This is a genomic window from Micromonospora sp. CPCC 206061 (genome assembly GCF_036906915.1).
Classification (GTDB): domain Bacteria; phylum Actinomycetota; class Actinomycetes; order Mycobacteriales; family Micromonosporaceae; genus Phytohabitans.
On the sequence record NZ_JBAKHX010000021.1, the window covers coordinates 30690 to 48328 of the forward strand.

14 protein-coding genes and 2 pseudogenes are annotated in these 17639 nt (G+C 69.2%); 5 read left to right on the forward strand and 11 right to left on the reverse strand.

Going from position 1 to position 17639, the window contains the following annotated elements; all coding sequences use genetic code 11:
• Positions 1-98: 98 nt before the first annotated feature.
• The 9 genes from V6V89_RS16790 to V6V89_RS16830 form a co-directional block, all read right to left on the reverse strand.
• The gene (locus V6V89_RS16790) at positions 99-1292 is read right to left on the reverse strand and encodes a Gfo/Idh/MocA family protein (RefSeq protein ID WP_334620063.1); all 1194 of its coding nucleotides are present in this window, start codon (positions 1290-1292) and stop codon (positions 99-101) included.
• 1 nt (position 1293) lies between these two features.
• Positions 1294-2349 carry a substrate-binding domain-containing protein gene (locus V6V89_RS16795; protein ID WP_334620064.1) on the reverse strand — a complete coding sequence of 352 codons (1056 nt, stop codon included), beginning with the start codon at positions 2347-2349 and terminating at the stop codon, positions 1294-1296.
• Between the two features lie 78 nt (positions 2350-2427).
• Positions 2428-3468, reverse strand: a complete 1041-nt coding sequence (locus V6V89_RS16800) for an ABC transporter permease (RefSeq protein WP_334620065.1) — start codon at positions 3466-3468, stop codon at positions 2428-2430.
• A 263-nt stretch (positions 3469-3731) separates the two neighbouring features.
• The gene (locus V6V89_RS16805) at positions 3732-5258 is read right to left on the reverse strand and encodes a sugar ABC transporter ATP-binding protein (protein ID WP_334620066.1); all 1527 of its coding nucleotides are present in this window, start codon (positions 5256-5258) and stop codon (positions 3732-3734) included.
• Entirely contained in the window at positions 5255-6433 is a 1179-nt protein-coding gene (locus V6V89_RS16810) for an ROK family protein (protein WP_334620067.1), read from the reverse strand. The genes V6V89_RS16805 and V6V89_RS16810 overlap by 4 nt, the downstream gene beginning before the upstream one ends.
• 144 nt (positions 6434-6577) lie before the next feature.
• Complete coding sequence (locus V6V89_RS16815; protein ID WP_334620068.1) at positions 6578-7660, reverse strand: sugar phosphate isomerase/epimerase family protein; 1083 nt, start codon at positions 7658-7660, stop codon at positions 6578-6580.
• 219 nt (positions 7661-7879) lie between these two features.
• Entirely contained in the window at positions 7880-8662 is a 783-nt protein-coding gene (locus V6V89_RS16820; protein ID WP_334620069.1) for an ABC transporter permease, read from the reverse strand.
• Positions 8662-9411, reverse strand: coding sequence for an ABC transporter permease (locus V6V89_RS16825; RefSeq protein WP_334620070.1), 750 nt, complete (start codon positions 9409-9411; stop codon positions 8662-8664). The genes V6V89_RS16820 and V6V89_RS16825 overlap by 1 nt, the downstream gene beginning before the upstream one ends.
• Before the next feature lies 1 nt (position 9412).
• Complete coding sequence (locus V6V89_RS16830) at positions 9413-10342, reverse strand: ABC transporter ATP-binding protein (RefSeq protein ID WP_334620071.1); 930 nt, start codon at positions 10340-10342, stop codon at positions 9413-9415.
• Between the two features lie 110 nt (positions 10343-10452).
• Here V6V89_RS16830 and V6V89_RS16835 point away from each other — a divergent pair, with 110 nt between their 5' ends.
• The gene (locus V6V89_RS16835) at positions 10453-11634 is read left to right on the forward strand and encodes an ROK family transcriptional regulator (protein WP_334620072.1); all 1182 of its coding nucleotides are present in this window, start codon (positions 10453-10455) and stop codon (positions 11632-11634) included.
• A gap of 121 nt (positions 11635-11755) precedes the next feature.
• On the opposite strand, the gene V6V89_RS16840 is transcribed toward V6V89_RS16835, so the two are convergent.
• A complete protein-coding gene (locus V6V89_RS16840; protein ID WP_334620073.1) occupies positions 11756-12265 on the reverse strand; it encodes a hypothetical protein in 510 nt (169 codons plus the stop codon).
• Positions 12265-14124 (reverse strand): DNA primase, encoded by a 1860-nt coding sequence (gene dnaG / locus V6V89_RS16845; protein ID WP_334620074.1) that lies wholly within the window; start codon positions 14122-14124, stop codon positions 12265-12267. Before dnaG ends, V6V89_RS16840 begins: the two co-directional genes overlap by 1 nt.
• 134 nt (positions 14125-14258) lie before the next feature.
• Here dnaG and V6V89_RS16850 point away from each other — a divergent pair, with 134 nt between their 5' ends.
• The 4 genes and pseudogenes from V6V89_RS16850 to V6V89_RS16865 form a co-directional block, all read left to right on the forward strand.
• Positions 14259-14849 carry a DUF4956 domain-containing protein gene (locus tag V6V89_RS16850; RefSeq protein ID WP_334620075.1) on the forward strand — a complete coding sequence of 197 codons (591 nt, stop codon included), beginning with the start codon at positions 14259-14261 and terminating at the stop codon, positions 14847-14849.
• Entirely contained in the window at positions 14846-15634 is a 789-nt protein-coding gene (locus tag V6V89_RS16855; protein ID WP_334620076.1) for a polyphosphate polymerase domain-containing protein, read from the forward strand. The genes V6V89_RS16850 and V6V89_RS16855 overlap by 4 nt, the downstream gene beginning before the upstream one ends.
• 139 nt (positions 15635-15773) lie before the next feature.
• Positions 15774-17222, forward strand: a pseudogene (locus V6V89_RS16860) (CotH kinase family protein); the annotation flags it as partial.
• A gap of 33 nt (positions 17223-17255) precedes the next feature.
• Positions 17256-17633: pseudogene (locus V6V89_RS16865) on the forward strand (cellulose binding domain-containing protein); the annotation flags it as partial.
• Between the last annotated feature and the right edge of the window lie 6 nt (positions 17634-17639).

Sequence of the window (17639 nt, forward strand, 5' to 3'; positions counted from 1 at the left end):
CGATCCTGGACGCGGGGCGCAACCGCGTCCAGGCCCTCGCGGGCGGGGCCCGAGGAACTCCGGGTGGGCGCGCGCCACCGCGCCCACGTACCTGTTCTCTAGGCGGCGACCTGCTCCAGGGCGGGCGCCACCGATGTCCACGCCGAATCGCTCTCCGCCGAGCGGGTTACGGCGTCGAGTACCAACTGGACCCCGAGCGCGTCAACGAACGACGGGGTCGGGTCGACACCGGTGCCGACCGCCTCAAGGAAGTCGCGCATCTCGTGCGTGAAGGTGTGCTCGTAGCCGATCGCGTGGCCGGGCGGCCACCACGCCTCCATGTACGGGTGCTCGGGCTCGGTCACCAAGATGCGCCGGAAGCCCTGCTCCTGTATCGGCTGCGTGGAGTCGTAGAACTCCAGCTCGTTCATCCGCTCGAAGTCGAACGCCACCGAGCCGAGCGAGCCGTTCAGCTCGACGCGGAGCCCGTTCTTACGGCCGGTGGCGAACCTCGTCGCCTCGTACGTGGCGACCGCCCCGCCCTCCAGCCGCGCCAGGAAGAGCGCCGCGTCGTCCACTGTGACCGGTCCGGTCCCCGACCCGTCCGCTTCGGCCGCCAGGCCCGCTGCCGCCGACGGCAGCGGCCGCTCCTTGACGAACGTCTCGGTCAGCGCACTCACGCCGGTGATCCGCTGGCCGGTCACGAACTGGGTCAGGTCGACGATGTGCGCGCCAATGTCGCCGAGCGCGCCCGAACCGGCCTTCTCCTTCTGCAACCGCCACACGAGCGGAAACTGCGGGTCGACGATCCAGTCCTGGAGGTAGACCGCGCGGACGTGCCGGATCACGCCGAGCCGCCCGGACTCGACGAGCTGGCGCATGACCGCGGCCGCGGGCGTACGGCGATAGTTGAACCCGCACATCGAGCGCACCCCCGCCGCACGAGCCCGCTCGGCCGCGGCGACCATCGCCCGTGCCTCGTCGACGCTGTTGGCGAGCGGCTTCTCGCATAGCACGTGCTTGCCCGCCGCCAGCGCCGCGATGGCGATCTCGGCGTGGCTGTCGCCCGGCGTGCACACGTCGATGACGTCGATGTCGTCGCGGGCGACCAGCTCACGCCAGTCGGTGGTGTGTTCCTCCCATCCAAGCCGGACCGCGGCGGCCGCCACCTTCGACTCGTCGCGACCGCACACCGCCACCATGCGGGCGCGCACCGGCAGGTCGTACACGCGGTTCACGGTGCGCCACGCCTGCGAGTGCGCCGCGCCCATGAACGCGTAACCGATCATGCCGATCCGTAACTCTCTACTCATGTCAGAATCCAAGCTTCAGGTAGTTGCCCGCGTTCTCCTTGGTGATTGTCTCGGAGGCGAGGGTGATCTCCTTCGGCACCTGGAGCTCGACCAGGTCGGACATGCCGCGCCCCTGGGCGATGAGGCGGGCCAGCGAGATCGCCGAGGAGGCCATCGACGGGCTGTAGGTAACTGTCGCCTTCAGCACGCTGTTATCGGCCTGGATCGCCTCGATCGCGGCTTTGGAGCCGGCGCCGCCGACCATGATGAACTCCTTGCGGTTGGCCTGGCTGATCGCCGCCAGCACGCCGATGCCCTGGTCGTCGTCGTGGTTCCACACCGCGTCCATCTTGGGCAGTGCCTGGAGCAGGCTTGCCGCCTCCTGCTGGCCCGTGTCGGCGGTGAACCGCGCGGCCCGCCGGTTGGCCACTCGGAAGCCGGCCTGTGCCAGGGTGTCCGCGAAGCCCTTCGAACGCTCCTGCGTCAGCTCCAGTTCGTCCATGCCGGCGATCTCGCCGATCACCGGGGCGCTGACGCTCTTCGCTTTCAGCTGCTCGATGATGTAGGTCGCCGCGGAGACGCCCATGCCGTAGTTGTCGCCCTTGATCTGCAGCCGGTACGCCTTCGCGTCCGGGAACGCCCGGTCCAGGTTCACGACCGGGATGCCAGCCTGCATGGCCTCCAGGCCGAACGAGTTCAGCTCCTTGCCGTCGTGCGGGAGCAGCACGATGACGTCGGGCTTCTGCGCGATGAGCGTCTGGAGGGCGGCGCGCTGGGCCGCCGCGTCCGCGCCGGCTTCGACGGTCTTGAACTCCACATCGGAGTACGTGCCGGCCTGCGCCTTGGCGTTGTTGGTGATGGCGGCGATCCAGCCGTGGTCTGCGGCCGGTGCGGAGAAGCCGATGGAGACCTGCTTGCCCGGTGCCGCGTTGGCGTTGTTGTCGCCCGTGTTCACCTGCGCGTTGTTGCCGTCGTCGCCCGAGTCGTTGCTCGTGCAGCCGGTGAGCACGGCTCCCGCTCCGAGCGCGGCTCCGCCTATCAGGAGCCGGCGGCGGGACAGATCGGGTAGGTGTCGCATGGCGACCTCCGGGGTGTCAAGGGTGCAAGGGGCCCGGCTACCGTCCGGTATGGACGGTCGCCGATGGGGTAGGTGCGTTTATGCGCGGTTGAAAAGCTGGGAGAACGACTTGTACCGGAACTGCTGGACCAAGACGGCGGCGACGATGATGCCGCCCTTGACCATGTTCTGGACCTCGGTGGACAGGTTGTTGATGGCGAACAGGTTCGTGATGGTGGCAAACACGATCACGCCCAGGAGCGAGCCGATGATCGTGCCGCGGCCGCCGCTGAGCAGCGTGCCGCCGATGATCGCCGCAGCGATCGCGTCAAGTTCGTACAGATTGGCCATGGCCGCCTGCGCCGAGTTGGCCTGCGAGGTGAGCATGATGGCCGCGATGCCGCAGCACAGGCCCGACAGCGCGTAGAGCAGCAGCGTGTGCCGCTTGACGTTGATGCCGGCGAGCCGGGCCGCCTCGGCGTTGCCGCCGATGGCGACCGTGCGCCGGCCGAACGTGGTGCGGTTGAGCAGCACCCAGCCGGCGGCGACGACCGCGGCCAGGATGTAGACCAGCAGGGGGATGCCGAGCAGGTCGTTGAGCGCGATGTCGTTGATGAAGGTATTCGTCGACACCTGGGTCTGCTTGCCGGAGATCTGGGCGGCGAGCCCACGTGCGGCCACCAATATTGCGAGCGTGGCGATGAAGGCGACCAGCCGGCCGTACGCGATGAGGATGCCGTTGACGACGCCGACGCCAATGCCGACCGCCAGCGCGCAGAAGATCATGCCGCCGGCGCCGTAGCTCTGCGTCGCCAGCGTGGTCGACCAGACCCCGGCGAGGGCGACGATCGCGCCCACCGACAGGTCGATGCCGCCGCCGATGATCACGAAGGTCATGCCCACCGTCACGACGCCGATCACCGACGCCAGCTCGAGGATGGTGAAGATGTTGTTGCGTACCCAGGTGGAGTCGCCGTAGAGGTCCGGCCGGGTCGCGATGCCGATGATGATCAGCAGGATCAGCACGCCGAAGAGAGCCAGGTTGCGCCGCAGCGGCTCGCTGGCGTCGTCGCGCCACCAGCTCCGCTTCTCGGCTGGCTTTTCGTTGGCGGGCGGGGCCGCCGTCTGCGTCGTCGTCACTGCGCCTACCTTTCGTTCGCGACTGCGGGGCTCGCGTGCGGGCCTTCGCGCAACGCTGCGGGCCGTCGAAGCTCACTCCTCGCGCTCACCGCGCCTACCTTTCGTTCGCGACTGCGGGGCTCGCGTGCGGGCCTTCGCGCAACGCTGCGGGCCGTCGAAGCTCACTCCTCGCGCTCACCGCGCCTACCTTTCGTTCGCGACTGCGGGGCTCGCGTGCGGGCCTTCGCGCAACGCTGCGGGCCGTCGAAGCTCACTCCTCGCGCTCACAATGTGACCTCTTCCGCCTGGAGCGAGCCCGCCATCACCAGGTCGAGCACGGTGTCTTCGTCGAGTTCTCCGGCGGGGGCCTCGCGGACCACCCGCCCTTCCCGCATGACCAGCACCCGGCTTGCGAGACCGAGCACCTCGGGCACCTCGCTGGAGACCAGCAGGACGCCGACGCCGCGCGCGGCGAGGTCACGGATCACCTGGTACAGCTCCGCCCGGGCACCCACGTCGACGCCGCGGGTCGGCTCGTCGAGCAGCAGCAGCTTGGTGTCGCCGAGCAGCCACCGGCCGACCACGACCTTCTGCTGGTTGCCGCCTGACAGCGTGCGCACCGGCCGGCGCACGTCGCGCGGGCGCAGTTCGAGCGCGTCGGCCATCCGGCTCGCCTCGCTGATCTCCTTGCCGGCGTTGGTGAAGCCGCCCCGGGCGTACCCCGTGAACGTGGCCAGCGTGACGTTGCGGTAGATGGGCTCGCCGAGCAGCAGCGCCTGGCTCTTACGCTCCTCGGGCGCCATGCCCAGCCCCGCGCGTACCGCCGCGCCCACGCTGCCCGGCCGCAGCGCCCGGCCGCCGACCGTCACGGTGCCCGACTCTGCCCGGCGCGCGCCGAAGATGGTCTCCAGCAGCTCCGAGCGGCCCGAGCCGACGAGGCCGGCGATGCCCACGATCTCACCACTGTGGACGGTGAGGGAGATGTCGGCGAACTCCCCGGTGCGACCCAGTCCGTCGACGCGGAGCAGCTCCTCCCCGCGCTCCCGTGTGGACGGCTCGGGGAAGACGTACTCGATCGTGCGCCCGGTCATCCGGCTTACCAGGTCGCGGGTGGGCGTGGTGCGCGCGGGCAGGTTGGCCGCCGTCGTCCGCCCGTCCTTGAGTACCGTCACCCGGTCGCCGATCTCCCGGATCTCTTCGAGCCGGTGGGAGATGTAGATGACCGCGATGCCGTGCGAGGTGAGGTCACGGATGATCCGGAAAAGGTTGCCCACCTCGTCGTGGGCAAGGACCGCACTCGGCTCGTCCATGATGATCAGCTTGGCGTCGTGCGAGAGCGCGCGGGCCATGCTGACCACCTGCTTGCCGGCTGCCGGCAACGACCGGACCATCCGGCGCGGCGGGATCTCGCCGTGCCCGAGGCGAGTCAGGATATCCCTGGTGTGCCGGGACATGTATCCACGCCGGACGAACCCGAACCGGCGCGGCTCATGCCCGAGAAAGGCGTTCTCCGCCACCGACAGGTCGTCGACCAGGTCGAGCTCCTGGTAGATGGTGGCGATGCCGGCCTTCATCGCTGCCTGCGGGTTTGCCGGGCGGAACTCCGCGCCGAGCCACTCGATCCGCCCTTCATCCGGGCGGTGCACTCCCGACAGCACCTTGATGAGCGTGGACTTGCCGGCCCCGTTCTGCCCGAGCAGGCAATGCACCTCTCCCGCGCGCACCTCCAGCTGCACCCCGTCGAGCGCCCGCACGCCGGGGAACAGCTTGACGACGTCCTCCAGCTTCAAGACGACTTCCGCGTCACTCATGACGCCTGCTCGAAGGCGAGGTCGCTGGCCAGAACCGCGGCGCCGGTCACGCCGGCCCTCGGGCCCAGCTCGGAGAGGACCACGGGGAGGTTGCCGGTGGCGAGCGGCAGGGACCGCCTGTACACCACGCTGCGGATCTCGGCGAGCAGGATGTGCCCGAGGTGTGCGAGCCCGCCGCCGATAACGATCATCGACGGGTTGGCGAAGCTGACCAACCCCGCCAGTACGCCACCGAGCCGGCGCCCCCCGTCGCGGATGAGCCGGATGCAGGTGACGTCGCCCTCGGAGGCCGCCTCGGCCACGTCGCGCGCGGTCAGCGCGCCCTTGGCCGCGAGCCGCTCGGCGAGCACGGACGACGTGCCGCCACGCGCCGCGAGGGCCGCGTCCTTGGCCAGCGCCGCGCCGCTGAACAGTGCCTCCAGGCAGCCGACGTTGCCGCACGAGCACATTGGACCGTGCGAGTCGACCTGGATGTGCCCGATGTCGCCGGCGCATCCGTCGGTGCCCCGGTAGACCTCGCCGGAAAGGTAGATCCCGCAACCGATGCCGGTGCCGATCTTGACGAAGAGGAAGTCGTCGACGGAGTGCGCGACGCCGCCGTGCCGCTCGCCGATCGCCATGATGTTGACGTCGTTGTCGACCACGGCCGGGCAGCCGTGCTCGCGGGTCAGCAGCTCGCGGACGGGAAACCTGTCCCAGCCAGGCATGATCGGCGGTGACACCGGCACCCCGTCACGGAAGCTCACCGGCCCCGGCACCCCGATGCCGATCGCGTCGAGCCGCTCATACACACCGTCGGCCTTGGCCTTGGCGAGCAGCTCGTTGATCCGGTGCAGGATGACCTTGGGACCGCTGCGGATGTCGGTGCTCTCGGTATACGCCGCGATGGGCTCCAGCCGACCGTTGCTCACCTCGACGTCGACCGAGCTGGCGCCCAGGTCGACGGCCGCGAAGCGCAGGTCCGGGTTCAGCTCCACAAGGGTCGAACGGCGGCCGCCCCGAGACGCCGCCATGCCAGCCTCGGCGATGTAGCCGGCGCCGACAAGGCGTTCAAGCTCGGAGAGCAACCGGGGGCGGGGAATCTCCAGGCGGTCCGCCAGCTCGGCACGGGAGACCGTGCCCTGATCGCGCAGGAGCCGCAGGAGGCGCAGGTGCAGAGGTTCGGCTATGCGCACGGATCCTCCTAGAAGCAACGTGCTCGAAACAATATGGGCCTTCCGCCTGCGCTGTCCATACCTTTGCTCGATCTGAGACCAAACTTTTCACAGCTTAAGCGAAAGTCCGCGCCGCCCATCCCATACGGGCGGCGCGGCCCCCTCTTAGCGATAGATGGTCAGGTCGGACATATTGGTGTAGCTCAGCGCGGCGAAGCTCATCGACTGCCCGGGGTTCGCCGCGCCGCCGGGAGCGGTGTCCTGCTCCCAGTTGGCGTGGTGGTACTCCTGCTCCCCGATTACCTCGAAGAACTGCTGGAAGTTGATGTCACCCTCGCCCAGCGGCGTCATCACGTATCCGTTGGGCTGCTCCGGCGCCTTGTCGCCGTCCTTCGCGTGGAAGAGCGGGAAGCGCTTGGTGCGCCTGGCCACCGTCAGGATCGGGTCGAAGATGTCGGTCCTCACCTGGCCGGCGGAGTTCGTGTATGTCTTGTGCTTGAACTTCGCCACGTGCGCCCAGTAGATGTCCATCTCGAAGAAGACATACTTCGGGTCGGTCCTGGCGAAGAAGTACTCCAGGCGCCGCACACCCGACGAGCGGGTGGGCCTGCCGTTCGCGTCCAGCGGGCCGGCGTCGAGCAGGAAGCTGTACGCGATGTCGTGGTTGTGCGTGTACAGCTTGATGCCGCGCTCCTTGGCCTGCCGTCCCAATTCGTTCCAGACGTCGGCCGCCGCGTCCCAATCGGACTGGTACGCGCTGTTGGTTGGGTCCGAGCCGGTGCCGATGTGCTTCATGCCCAGCTCTTCGGCGATGTCGAGCTGCTGCTGGAACGTCGCCGGGTTGATCTGGGTATGCGCGCCGTTCGCCACGAGCCCGTTGTCGTCCAGGATCTTCCTGATCTCGGCCGGCGTGATCTGGCGGCCGAGGATCGACGTGTGCTGGTTGTATCCGGCGAACTCGATCTCCTTGTACCCGACCTCGGCCAGGCGACCGAGCACCCGCTCGAACCCGTACGGGACGCCGCTGTCGTCGGGCGCCGCCGCGATCCGGTCGCGCACGCTGTACAGGATGATGCCGCGGTTCTGGTGTGGGATCAGGGGTTCGACGGTGAGCTTCTTGTCGCCGAGCGCCGGGGCGCCGGTCTGGAGCACGGGAAGGCCGGCGGCGCCAATCGCGGCTGCGGCTCCGGCTGAGGCGGTGAGCAGCCGCCGGCGGGTCAACGCGGGCTTGGACTGCGGCTCGTTCATGCTTCTCACCTTTCTCCGGCGGCCGAAGCCGCCTTCGTGGTCACGCGCCGCCGAAGCGCCAGACCTGAGGACACAGGAGATGAGAGGGGTACCGGGGGTGCCAGCCCGAAAGTAGATGTGTCGAAGGTGTTACGCCTGAGTGCAGACGCTAGCGGTCCTGGTGGGCGAAAGAAAGTCCCCAAGGCGTCAAACTTTTGGCGATCTCAGCGAAAGCTTCGTTTACTTCGCGAGCAGCTTGGCCATCCGGCGAGAAGCGATCCACAGCCCCAGCGCCAATACCGCCACCAGATAGGCCAGGTCGACCCACGGACGCCCACCCGCCGCCCCTGTCGTGATGCCGCGGATCAGATCGACCGCCCGGTACAGCGGGGACAGCTCGACCACCCACCGCAGCACCACCGGGTAGCTCTCCGCCGGCACGAACGTGCCCGAGAACAGGAACAGCGCGAACTGCGCCGAACCCACCACGTCGAAGTCTTGCCAGCCGCGCATGAACGTGGACAACGTCATGCCGAGCGCCCCGAACGCGAAGCCGGTCAGTACGGTCGCCGGGAAGGCGGCCAGCGCACGCAGCCCCGTAGTCAGGTCCATCGTCACCATGACGACCAGAAACGCCGCCGAGTACAGCGAGCCGCGGACCATGGCCCAGGCCAGCTCGCCGAGCGCGATCTCGAAGGGCTGCACGGGGGTGGCCAGCACCCCGTCGTACAGCCGCATGTGTTTCATCTTCCCGAAGAAGTTGAAGGTGGTCTCCGAGAGCGCGCCGGACATCGCGGACGACGCCAGCATCGCGGGTGCGACGAACGCGGCGTACTCGACCACCTCGCCGCCGGGCAGCGTGAGGTCGCCGACCAGCGCGCCCACGCCGATGCCGATCGACAGCAGGTAGAGCAGCGGCTCTAGGAAACCGGAGATCAGCACGATCCAGTACGCCGACTTGAGGGCGGCCACGTTGCGCTCGGCCACCGACAGCGCGCGGCGGCCCACCGCGATGGCGAGCATCAGACCACCAGCCTCTTGGCGAACCGCTGGCGTGCCAGTAGGTAGCCCACGACCGCCCACACCGACAGGTATGCCAGGTGACCGGTCACCGACCACTGCGGCGCCACGCCGAGCGTCGCTGCCCGGCTGAGGTCGACGCCGTGCCACAACGGCGACGCGTACGCCAGCCAGCGCAGCCCCACCGGCAACGACTCGACCGGGAAGAACACGCCCGCGAACAGCGACATCGGGATCACCACGAACCGGAACAGCAGCGCGAGGTAGCTGTCGCTGCTGACCGAGGCGCTGTATGCGAACGTGGGCGCCGCTATCGCGAAGGCGAGCAGCGCGCCGATCGGCAGGACGGCCAGCGCCCACGGCGAGTGCAGCACCCCGAACGCGAGCGCCACCAGCAGGAACGCCACGATGCTCGTGAGCGCGCGGAACGCCACGAAGAGCAGGTTGCCGCCGAGGATGTCGTCGAGGCGCACCGGCGTGGCCGCCTGCCCCTCGTAGGTGCGGGCCCAGCTGAAGCTGCTCAGCACCGGCCAGGTCGACTCGAAGACGGCCACCTGCATGGCGGTCGACGCGATCAGGCCGGGCACCATCCAGTCGAGGTACGGCGTGCCGTCGACGCCACCGTCTACATAGGCACCCACGCCGAGGCCGAAGCCGAGCATGGTGAGCAGCGGCAGCACGAACGACGACATCGCACTGCCCCGCCACACCCGCCGGTAGGTGACGAGGTGGAACTCGAAGACCGCGGCCATGTCAGTCGACCAGTGTCCGGCCGGTGAGGTGCAGGAACACGTCTTCGAGGGAGCTGCGCCGCTCCAGCACGCTCGCCGGCGTAAGGGCCCGCTCGTGCACGGCCGCGAGGGCCGCGTCGCCGTCCGCGACGTACAGCAGGATGCGGTCGGGCAGCACCTCGACACGCTCCCCGATGCCGGCCAGCTTGTCGGCGAACCCCTCCTGCGACTCGGCGGCGAAGCGCAGCTCGACCACCTCACGCGTGGAGTACCGCTCGATGAGCTCGCGCGGCGAGCCCTCGGCGACGATCCGGCCGCCGTCCATCACGACGAGCCGGTCACACAGCTGCTCGGCCTCGTCCATGTAGTGCGTGGTCAGCACCAGCGTCACGCCCTGCCGCTTGAGCCGGAACAGGCGTTCCCACACCAGGTGCCGGGCCTGCGGGTCGAGCCCGGTGGTCGGCTCGTCGAGCAGCACGATCTCGGGCTCGTTGACCAGCGCGCGGGCGATCGTCAACCGGCGCTTCATGCCGCCGGACAGCGGCTCGACCTTGCTGCCCGCCCGCTCGGTGAGCTGCACGAAGTCGAGCAGCTCGTCGGCGCGCTGCCGGGCCACCTTGCGCGGGATGCCGAAGTAGCGCGCGTAGGTGGTGAGGTTTTCCCGGACGGTCAGCTCGGGGTCGAGGTTGTCGAGCTGCGGGCACACGCCGAGCCGGGCGCGGATCGCCGGGCCGTCGCGGCGCGGATCCATGCCGAGGATGCGCAGCGTGCCGCCGGTCGGCGGCGAGACGCAGCCCACCAAGCGCATGGTCGAACTCTTGCCGGCGCCGTTCGGACCGAGAAAGCCGAAGGCCTCCCCCGGCTGGACGTCGACGTCGATGCCGTCGACGGCCGTGAAGGAGCCGAACCGTTTGACCAGCCCCCGTGCATGGATGAGTGGTTCCGTTGCCACGAGCGCACCCTAGCCGGCGGGTCCGACACGAACCCACCGACTTTCGAACTTTTGAATTGACAGAACAAAGTTCATCGTTACCGAGATGAACTTTAGGATATCTTGGCCGAATGGTTGGCGTATGGCCCGACAATCGGCACCAGGCGGCAGTGCTTCGCCTCCTGCGCGACGGCGGGCCGTCCTCGCGCGCCGAGCTCGTCGACGCGGTAGGACTCTCCCGATCCAAGCTAGGGCTGGAGATCGACCGCCTCGTCGAGCGCGGGCTGGTCGACGCCCTCGGCCCGGCGGCCAGTCGCGGCGGCCGCCGCTCGTCAGTGGTACGCATCGCCGCCACCACTCGCTTCCTGGGCATCGACATCGGCGCCAGCACGCTCGACCTGGCCGTGGTCGACGGTGAGATGCGGCTGATCTCCCGGCTCACCGAGCAGACCGACCTGCGGCGCGGCCCGGCGAAGGTGCTCGCACAGGCCCTCGAACTGGCTTCCAAGCTGCGCGCCGACACCGGCACCGCCCGCTTCGCCGGGGCGGGTGTCGGCGTCCCAGGCCCGGTCAGCTTTCGCGAGGGCGTGCCGGTGTCACCGCCGTTCATGCCAGGCTGGCACCGGTTTCCGGTACGCGAGACCCTCGCCACCGAGCTGGCCTGCCCGGTACTGGTCGACAACGACGTCAACATCATGGCGCTCGGCGAGATGCACGCCGGCATCGCGCACTCGTTCGAAGACTTCCTGTTCGTCAAGATCGGCGCCGGGATCGGCTGCGGCATCGTGGTCGGCGGCCAGGTGTACCGGGGCGCGACCGGCAGCGCCGGCGACATCGGCCACACCTCGGTCGACCCGCACGGCCCGGTGTGCGTGTGCGGCAACACCGGCTGCCTGGAGGCGTTCTTCGGCGGGGCGGCGCTCAGCCGGGACGCGCTCGCCGCCGCCCAGAGCGGCCGGTCGCCGCGGCTCGCCGAACGCCTGGCCGAGGCCGGCACGGTCACTCCGGTCGACGTCGCGCGGGCGGCCGCCGAGGGCGACCCGTACTCGATCGGGATGGTGCGCGACGGCGCGCGACGGGTCGGTCAGGTCCTCGCCGGCCTGGTCAGCTTCTTCAACCCCGGCCTGGTCGTGGTCGGCGGCGGCGTCGCGGGCATCGGCCACGCGCTGCTCGCCGAGATCCGCAGCGTCGTCTACCGCTCGTCGCCACCCCTAGCGACAGGCGACATGCCGATAGCCCTGTCGGAGATGGGCGACGAGGCCGGCCTGGTAGGCGCCGCCCGCCTGATCAGCGACCACATCCTCACCGCTTAGGCCCTGTCCTACAGGTCGCTGGAGCAACGTGTAGGACGCCTTGACCGCGCTCCATCGGACGACCTCGACCAGGGCTAATCATGGACGGTAAGACGCCGTCCGGTCGGGAAAGGTTGAGCGTTTATGGGGTGAAGACCTCGGCGGTGGCGCGGGCTGCCGCTACGAGGTCGGCCACCGCCTCGGGGGCGGGTGGGGTGTCGGAGTCGTAACGGGCCGTCCAGGTCAGGCCGTCGACGCCGCTCACCCGCCGCGCCACGACGCGGACGCCGCCGTCGGGCAGCGCGTGGTGTTCCGTGTACGCCACCGACCTGGTCACCCGGGCGCGCACCTGGTGCGGCAGGTCGCCCGGGTCGAGCAGCAGGTACGACAGCGGCAGCTTGTCGGCCACCACGGTGTACCCCTCCTGCTCCTCGACGACGGTGGCCGCCGTGACCGTGAGCTCACGCCCCGACCACGCCGCCTTGTGGATCTCGTGCCAGCCGAGGCGGTCGTGCCCCGGCAGCCACAACCCGCGGTTGGTCGCCACCACGACGCCGCCGCCCGACTCGGCCCACGCCAGGATCCGCTCGTCGCGGTCAAGCGCCGGCCGCCGGTCGGCCGGCAGCTTGGGCTTACGCCGGAACAGTGCCATCACAGGCCCCCCACCGCTTGCTCGCGCAGCGCTCTGGCGTGCTGCTCCAACGAGAACAGCTCGCCGGCGAGTGCCAGGTACTCGTCCTTGTTGGACACCGGGTTGACCCGTTGCACCTTGGACTTGAGGTCGCGGATGCGGGCGGCGACCGAGGCGAGCTGGAGCCGTGCCAGCGTCACCGAGACGTACCACGGGTCGGGCTCGCGGTCGACCCGCATCGGCTCCACGGCCAGCTCGCCGACCAGGGCCTTCGCGGCCAGGTCGGAGCACGCGTCGCGTACCCCTTCGATCCAGACCGCGCCGGCGACGGCGGACGCGGCTCCACCGGCCTCGGTGATCGCCTGCCGGATCGCCACGTGCACCGGGTGCCGGTACACCTCGGGGCCGAGTGCGTCGAACATGGGGCCGGCGAGCACGGGCGCCTGGATGGCCAGCTTCAACGCCTCGCGCTCGACCGCCGCTTGTGGACTGTCTACAGCCGACTCCGGAATGGGCGCCGAGCGTGCGGGCGGCTCGGCACGGCCCAGGGCGGCCGCCACGGCACGCTGTACCGGCTCGATCTCCATGCCGAGGTCGCCGGCGAGCTTTCGGACGTACTCGGGACGCTTTTCCCGGTCTTTGATCTTCGCGACCAGCGGCGCGGCCCGGCGCATCGCGTCGACCCTGCCCTCGACGGTGTCGAGGTCGTGCCGTGACAGCACCTGGCGCAGCGCGAAGTCGACGAGCGGCTCGCGGCGGGCGACCAGGTCACGCACGGCCATGTCGCCCTTGGCGAGGCGCAGGTCGCAGGGGTCCATGTTGTCGGGCGAGACCGCGATGAAGGTGCGGCCGACGAACCTCTGGTCTTCTTCGAAGGCCCGCAGCGCCGCCTTCTGCCCGGCCGCGTCGCCGTCGAACGTAAAGATGATCTCACCGGCGAAGCCGTCGGTGTCCATGAGCAGCCGGCGCAGCACGCCGATGTGGTCGGTGCCGAACGAGGTGCCGCAGGTGGCGACCGCCGTCGGCACGTCGGCCAGGTGGCAGGCCATCACGTCCGTGTACCCCTCGACGATGACCACGCGGCCCTGTTTGGCGATCTCGCGCTTGGCCAGGTCGACGCCGTAGAGCACGTGCGACTTCTTGTAGATCGGCGTCTCGGGCGTGTTGAGGTACTTGGGCCCGTCATCGTCGTCGAAGAGCTTGCGCGCTCCGAAGCCGATGACGTCGCCGGTCAGGTCCTTGATCGGCCACAGCAGCCGGCGGCGGAACCGGTCTATCAGAGACCCCGACCGTGCCTCCCGCGCCAGCCCGGCGGTGATCAGCTCCTGCGGCGTGAACCCCTTTTGCCGCAGGTGCTTGGCCAGGAGGTCCCAGGCGTCCGGTGCGAACCCGCAGCCGTACCGCTCGGCGGCCGCCTTGTCGAAGCCGCGCTGGGCGAGGAACTCGCGGGCCGGCCTGGCTCCCGCGGTGCCGAGCATGCCGCTGTAGAACTCCAGTGCGGCGACGTGCGCGGCGACCAGCCGCTGCCTCTGCCCCTGCTGCTGGCGCACGGGCGCCGGGCCCGCCTCGATGTACCGCAGCTGGATGCCGGCGCGGGCGGCGAGCCGCTCGACCGACTCGACGAACGTCAGGTGGTCGAGGTCGATGAGGAACTTGATCGCGTCACCGCCGGCGCCGCAGCCATGGCAGAAGTAGACATTTCGCCCGGGGGCGACGGTGAACGACGCGGTCTTCTCGTCGTGGAACGGGCAGAGACCCTTGAGGTTGCCCCCGCCGGCCGACTTGAGCGTGACGTGCTCGGAGATGACGTCGGCGATCGCCGTGCGTTCGCGGACCAGCGCGATGTCCTCGTCTCGGATGCGGCCAGCCATGCCGTACATCCTGCCTCGCGAACATGATCTTGGCGATCCGACCCTTCGCCACGGGACATCCATTGACCTACATCGAATTAACCAAGTATTCTTCCGGAATTGTTCCGGAAAGCATATGCCGTTTCTGGGGAGGACCACCGCCCATGGCGCAGCTCACCCTGTTCGTGTTCGACGTCGTAGCGGTAAGCGTCCTGGTCTTCGGGCTCTACTTTCCTCGCCACCGCCGACGTGACCTGGTCGTCGCCTACCTCGGCGTCAACGTCGGCGTCCTGGCCGTGGCCAGCGCGCTGAGCGTCAGCACCCTCGGCGCCGGCCTCGGTCTCGGCATGGCACTATTCGGCGTCCTGTCCATCATCCGGCTGCGCTCGACCGAATTGGACCAGCACGAGGTCGCCTACTACTTCTCCGCGTTGGCACTCGGACTGCTCGGCGCGCTCGAAACCAGCCCCCTCTGGCGCAACGTGGCGCTGATGGCGCTGATCGTCATCGTGATGTTCGTCGGCGACCACTCGCGGCTGTTCCGCCGGTACCGCCACCAGATCGTCGTGCTGGACTCGGCAATCACCGATCACGTGGCACTGGTCGCCCACCTCGAACAGATACTCGGCGGCCGGGTGCACGCCGCGACCGTCCAGCGCGTCGACCTGGTCAACGACACGATGGTGGTCGACGTGCGGTACGCCATCGCGCCGGTGCAGGTGGGCGTCGGACCGATGCTGGCGGCTCACCGATGAGCGCGCTGGCCACGGCGTCAAGCCTCTGGGATCTGGCACCCATCGGCCTCGACGACCTCCTGGAGCGCGCCGCGCTCCAGACCCGCGTCGACCGTAAGTACCTGCTGCCGCTGGCCGAGGTCGACGCGCTGCTCGCCGAACTGGAGGCGGGCACCGAGGTCCTGGACATCGACGGGGTACGGGTCTTCACCTACGAGACGGTGTACTTCGACACCCCCGATCTCACCAGCTACCTGCTGACCGCATACCGGCGACGCAGGCGCTTCAAGGTGCGCACCCGCACCTACGTGGACTCGGCCACGTGCTGGCTAGAGGTCAAGATCGCGGGCTCTCGGGGCAGCACCGTCAAGCACCGCGCCCCGCACCACCGCGACCACCAGGCCACAGTGGGCCCCGGCCGCGAGTTCGTCGACGGCGTTCTCGCGGGCTTCGTGGAGCAGGCCAGCTTCGTCCCCACGCTCGTCACGCGCTACCGCCGCTGCACGCTCTTCGTTCCCGCCACCGCCAGCCGGGTCACCATCGACACCGACCTGTCGTGGCACGACCGGCACCACCGCCTGCACCTGCCCGACCTCGCCGTGGTCGAGACCAAGACGAGCCGAGCGGCATCCACTGTCGACCGTCGACTCTGGCAGCGCGGGCATCGCCCGACACGCATCTCCAAGTACGCGACCGGTCTGGCCGCCCTCCGCACCGATCTACCGGACGCACCATGGCGGCGGGTCCTCCGCCGGCACTTCACCGCCGTCGACCGGATCGAACTGGCCGGCTGGCCAGTCTGCTGACTGGCCGGCATCTGACCCGCGTTCCGGCTATGGAAGGAGCCCTTCCGTGTTTCGTGCTGCCGCCACCGCCCTTGCGGTGGTCCTGGTCACCGTCCTGAGCCCGCCCCTGCGGGCCACCGCCGATCTTTCTGGCGACATCGTGTTCTCAGTTCCCAGCGGCACCTTCCAGGGTGAGGTGACCGTCGCGTTGAGCACCGCGGTCAGCGGCGCGCAGATCCGGTACACCACCAGCGGCCAGCTGCCGACCGCGAGCTCGCCGGTATACGGACAGCCGTTGCGGTTGACGGCGACCACGCAGCTGCGGGCGCAGGCGTTCGTCGGCGGCGCCGCGAGCGGCGAGCCCGGCACGGCCCTCTACATCGCACGGTCGTTCAACGCCAGCCATGACCTGCCTCTCGTCGTCGTCGACGCGTACGGGAAGGGCAAGCCGGGACGGGAGTACGTGGACGCGGCCACGATGGTGTTCAACGCGCCCGCTTCCCTCACCTCGGCACCCGCCATCGCCACGCGCGCCGGAGTGCGACTGCGCGGGCAGTCGTCGTCGACGTTCGAGAAGGCGCCGTACCGGCTGGAGTTCTGGGACAACGCGAACGAGGACGCCGACCACGCCGTGCTCGGCATGCCAGCCGACTCCGACTGGGTGCTGCGCGGGCCGTTCACCGACAAGGCGCTCATCCGGGACGCGTTCGTCTACGGGCTCGGGCGAGACATGGGCATTCCCGCGCCACGCTTCGCGTTCGTCGAGTTCTACCTCAACACCGACGCCAGCCCGCTAACCGCGAGCGACTACCAGGGCGTCTATCTCATCGTCGAAACCATCAAGAACTCCAAGGACCGGCTCGACCTCAAACAGCTCGAAGAGGAAGACACGACGCTGCCCAAGATCCAGGGCGGATACATCTTCAAGTTCGAGTGGATGGCCGCCGAGGAACCGATCCTGCCCTGTGCCGGGCCGGCCGCCACCTGCTGGAACTACCTGGAGGTCGAGGACCCGTCGCCGCTCAACACCCAGCAGCGCACGTGGCTCACCCAGCACCTGCAACAGTTCCACGACCTCATGCACAGTCCGGGTCACGCCGATCCGCAGACGGGGTATCGCGCGTGGATCGACGTAGGCTCGTTCGTCAATCAGCTCATCATCTACGAGGTGAGCCGGGAGATGGACGCGTACGTGCGCAGCGCGTACTTCCACAAGGACCGGGAGACGAAGATATTCGCCGGTCCACTGTGGGACTACGACCTGAGCTTCGGTGTCGGCGGGTTCTTCAACAACACGCAGACCGCCGGGTGGCAGTACCAGCAGACTCGGCAGCCGCAGGCCAACGACTGGTTCCAGATCCTGATGCGCGACCCGGCGTTCGTCGCGGACGTCAAGGCCCGCTGGCGAGAGCTCCGTCAAGGTGTACTGTCCAACGCCTCCCTCAACGCGCGGATCGACAGCCTGGCGGCACCGTTGACGAACGCCGCCCAGCGAAACTTCCAACGCTGGCCGAACCTCAGCTCACCACAGGTGGGCTTCTTCCAGACACCGACCGCGCCGACGTGGCAGGGCCAGGTGCAGGCCATGCGGACCTGGCTGACTCAGCGCGTGTCCTGGTTGGACAGTGCCGCGGGCCTCGGCGGTGGTACGACCCCGACTCCCGGGCCGACGACTCCCGGGCCCACGACGCCCCCGCCCACCACTGCTCCGCCTGCTCCAAGCGGATGCACCGCCACCTACTCGGTGACCAGCCAGTGGACGGGCGGCTTCCAGGGCGAGGTCCGCGTCGCCGCCGGGTCAGCGCCGATCAGCGGTTGGACGGTGACGTGGACCTTCGCGAACGGCCAGAGCGTCAGCCAGGCGTGGAGCGCGACGGTCACGACCAGTGGCACGGCGGTGACCGCTCGGAACGTGCCCTACAACGGCGCGCTGGGTGCCGGTGCCAGCACCACGTTCGGCTTCATCGGCTCGTGGACCGGCACCAACGGCGTCCCCACACTCACTTGTGCGTCCACATAGCAACTG

Bases quoted from the DNA above. Each gene is read 5' to 3' on its own strand.
- V6V89_RS16805 (WP_334620066.1), bottom strand. From the start codon at position 5,258: ATGAGTGACGCGGAAGTCGTCTTGAAGCTGGAGGACGTCGTCAAGCTG.
- V6V89_RS16825 (WP_334620070.1), bottom strand. From the start codon at position 9,411: ATGGCCGCGGTCTTCGAGTTCCACCTCGTCACCTACCGGCGGGTGTGG.
- V6V89_RS16795 (WP_334620064.1), bottom strand. From the start codon at position 2,349: ATGCGACACCTACCCGATCTGTCCCGCCGCCGGCTCCTGATAGGCGGA.
- V6V89_RS16835 (WP_334620072.1), top strand. From the start codon at position 10,453: ATGGTTGGCGTATGGCCCGACAATCGGCACCAGGCGGCAGTGCTTCGC.
- V6V89_RS16850 (WP_334620075.1), top strand. From the start codon at position 14,259: ATGGCGCAGCTCACCCTGTTCGTGTTCGACGTCGTAGCGGTAAGCGTC.
- V6V89_RS16790 (WP_334620063.1), bottom strand. From the start codon at position 1,292: ATGAGTAGAGAGTTACGGATCGGCATGATCGGTTACGCGTTCATGGGC.
- V6V89_RS16855 (WP_334620076.1), top strand. From the start codon at position 14,846: ATGAGCGCGCTGGCCACGGCGTCAAGCCTCTGGGATCTGGCACCCATC.
- V6V89_RS16820 (WP_334620069.1), bottom strand. From the start codon at position 8,662: ATGCTCGCCATCGCGGTGGGCCGCCGCGCGCTGTCGGTGGCCGAGCGC.
- V6V89_RS16815 (WP_334620068.1), bottom strand. From the start codon at position 7,660: ATGAACGAGCCGCAGTCCAAGCCCGCGTTGACCCGCCGGCGGCTGCTC.
- dnaG (WP_334620074.1), bottom strand. From the start codon at position 14,124: ATGTACGGCATGGCTGGCCGCATCCGAGACGAGGACATCGCGCTGGTC.
- V6V89_RS16840 (WP_334620073.1), bottom strand. From the start codon at position 12,265: ATGGCACTGTTCCGGCGTAAGCCCAAGCTGCCGGCCGACCGGCGGCCG.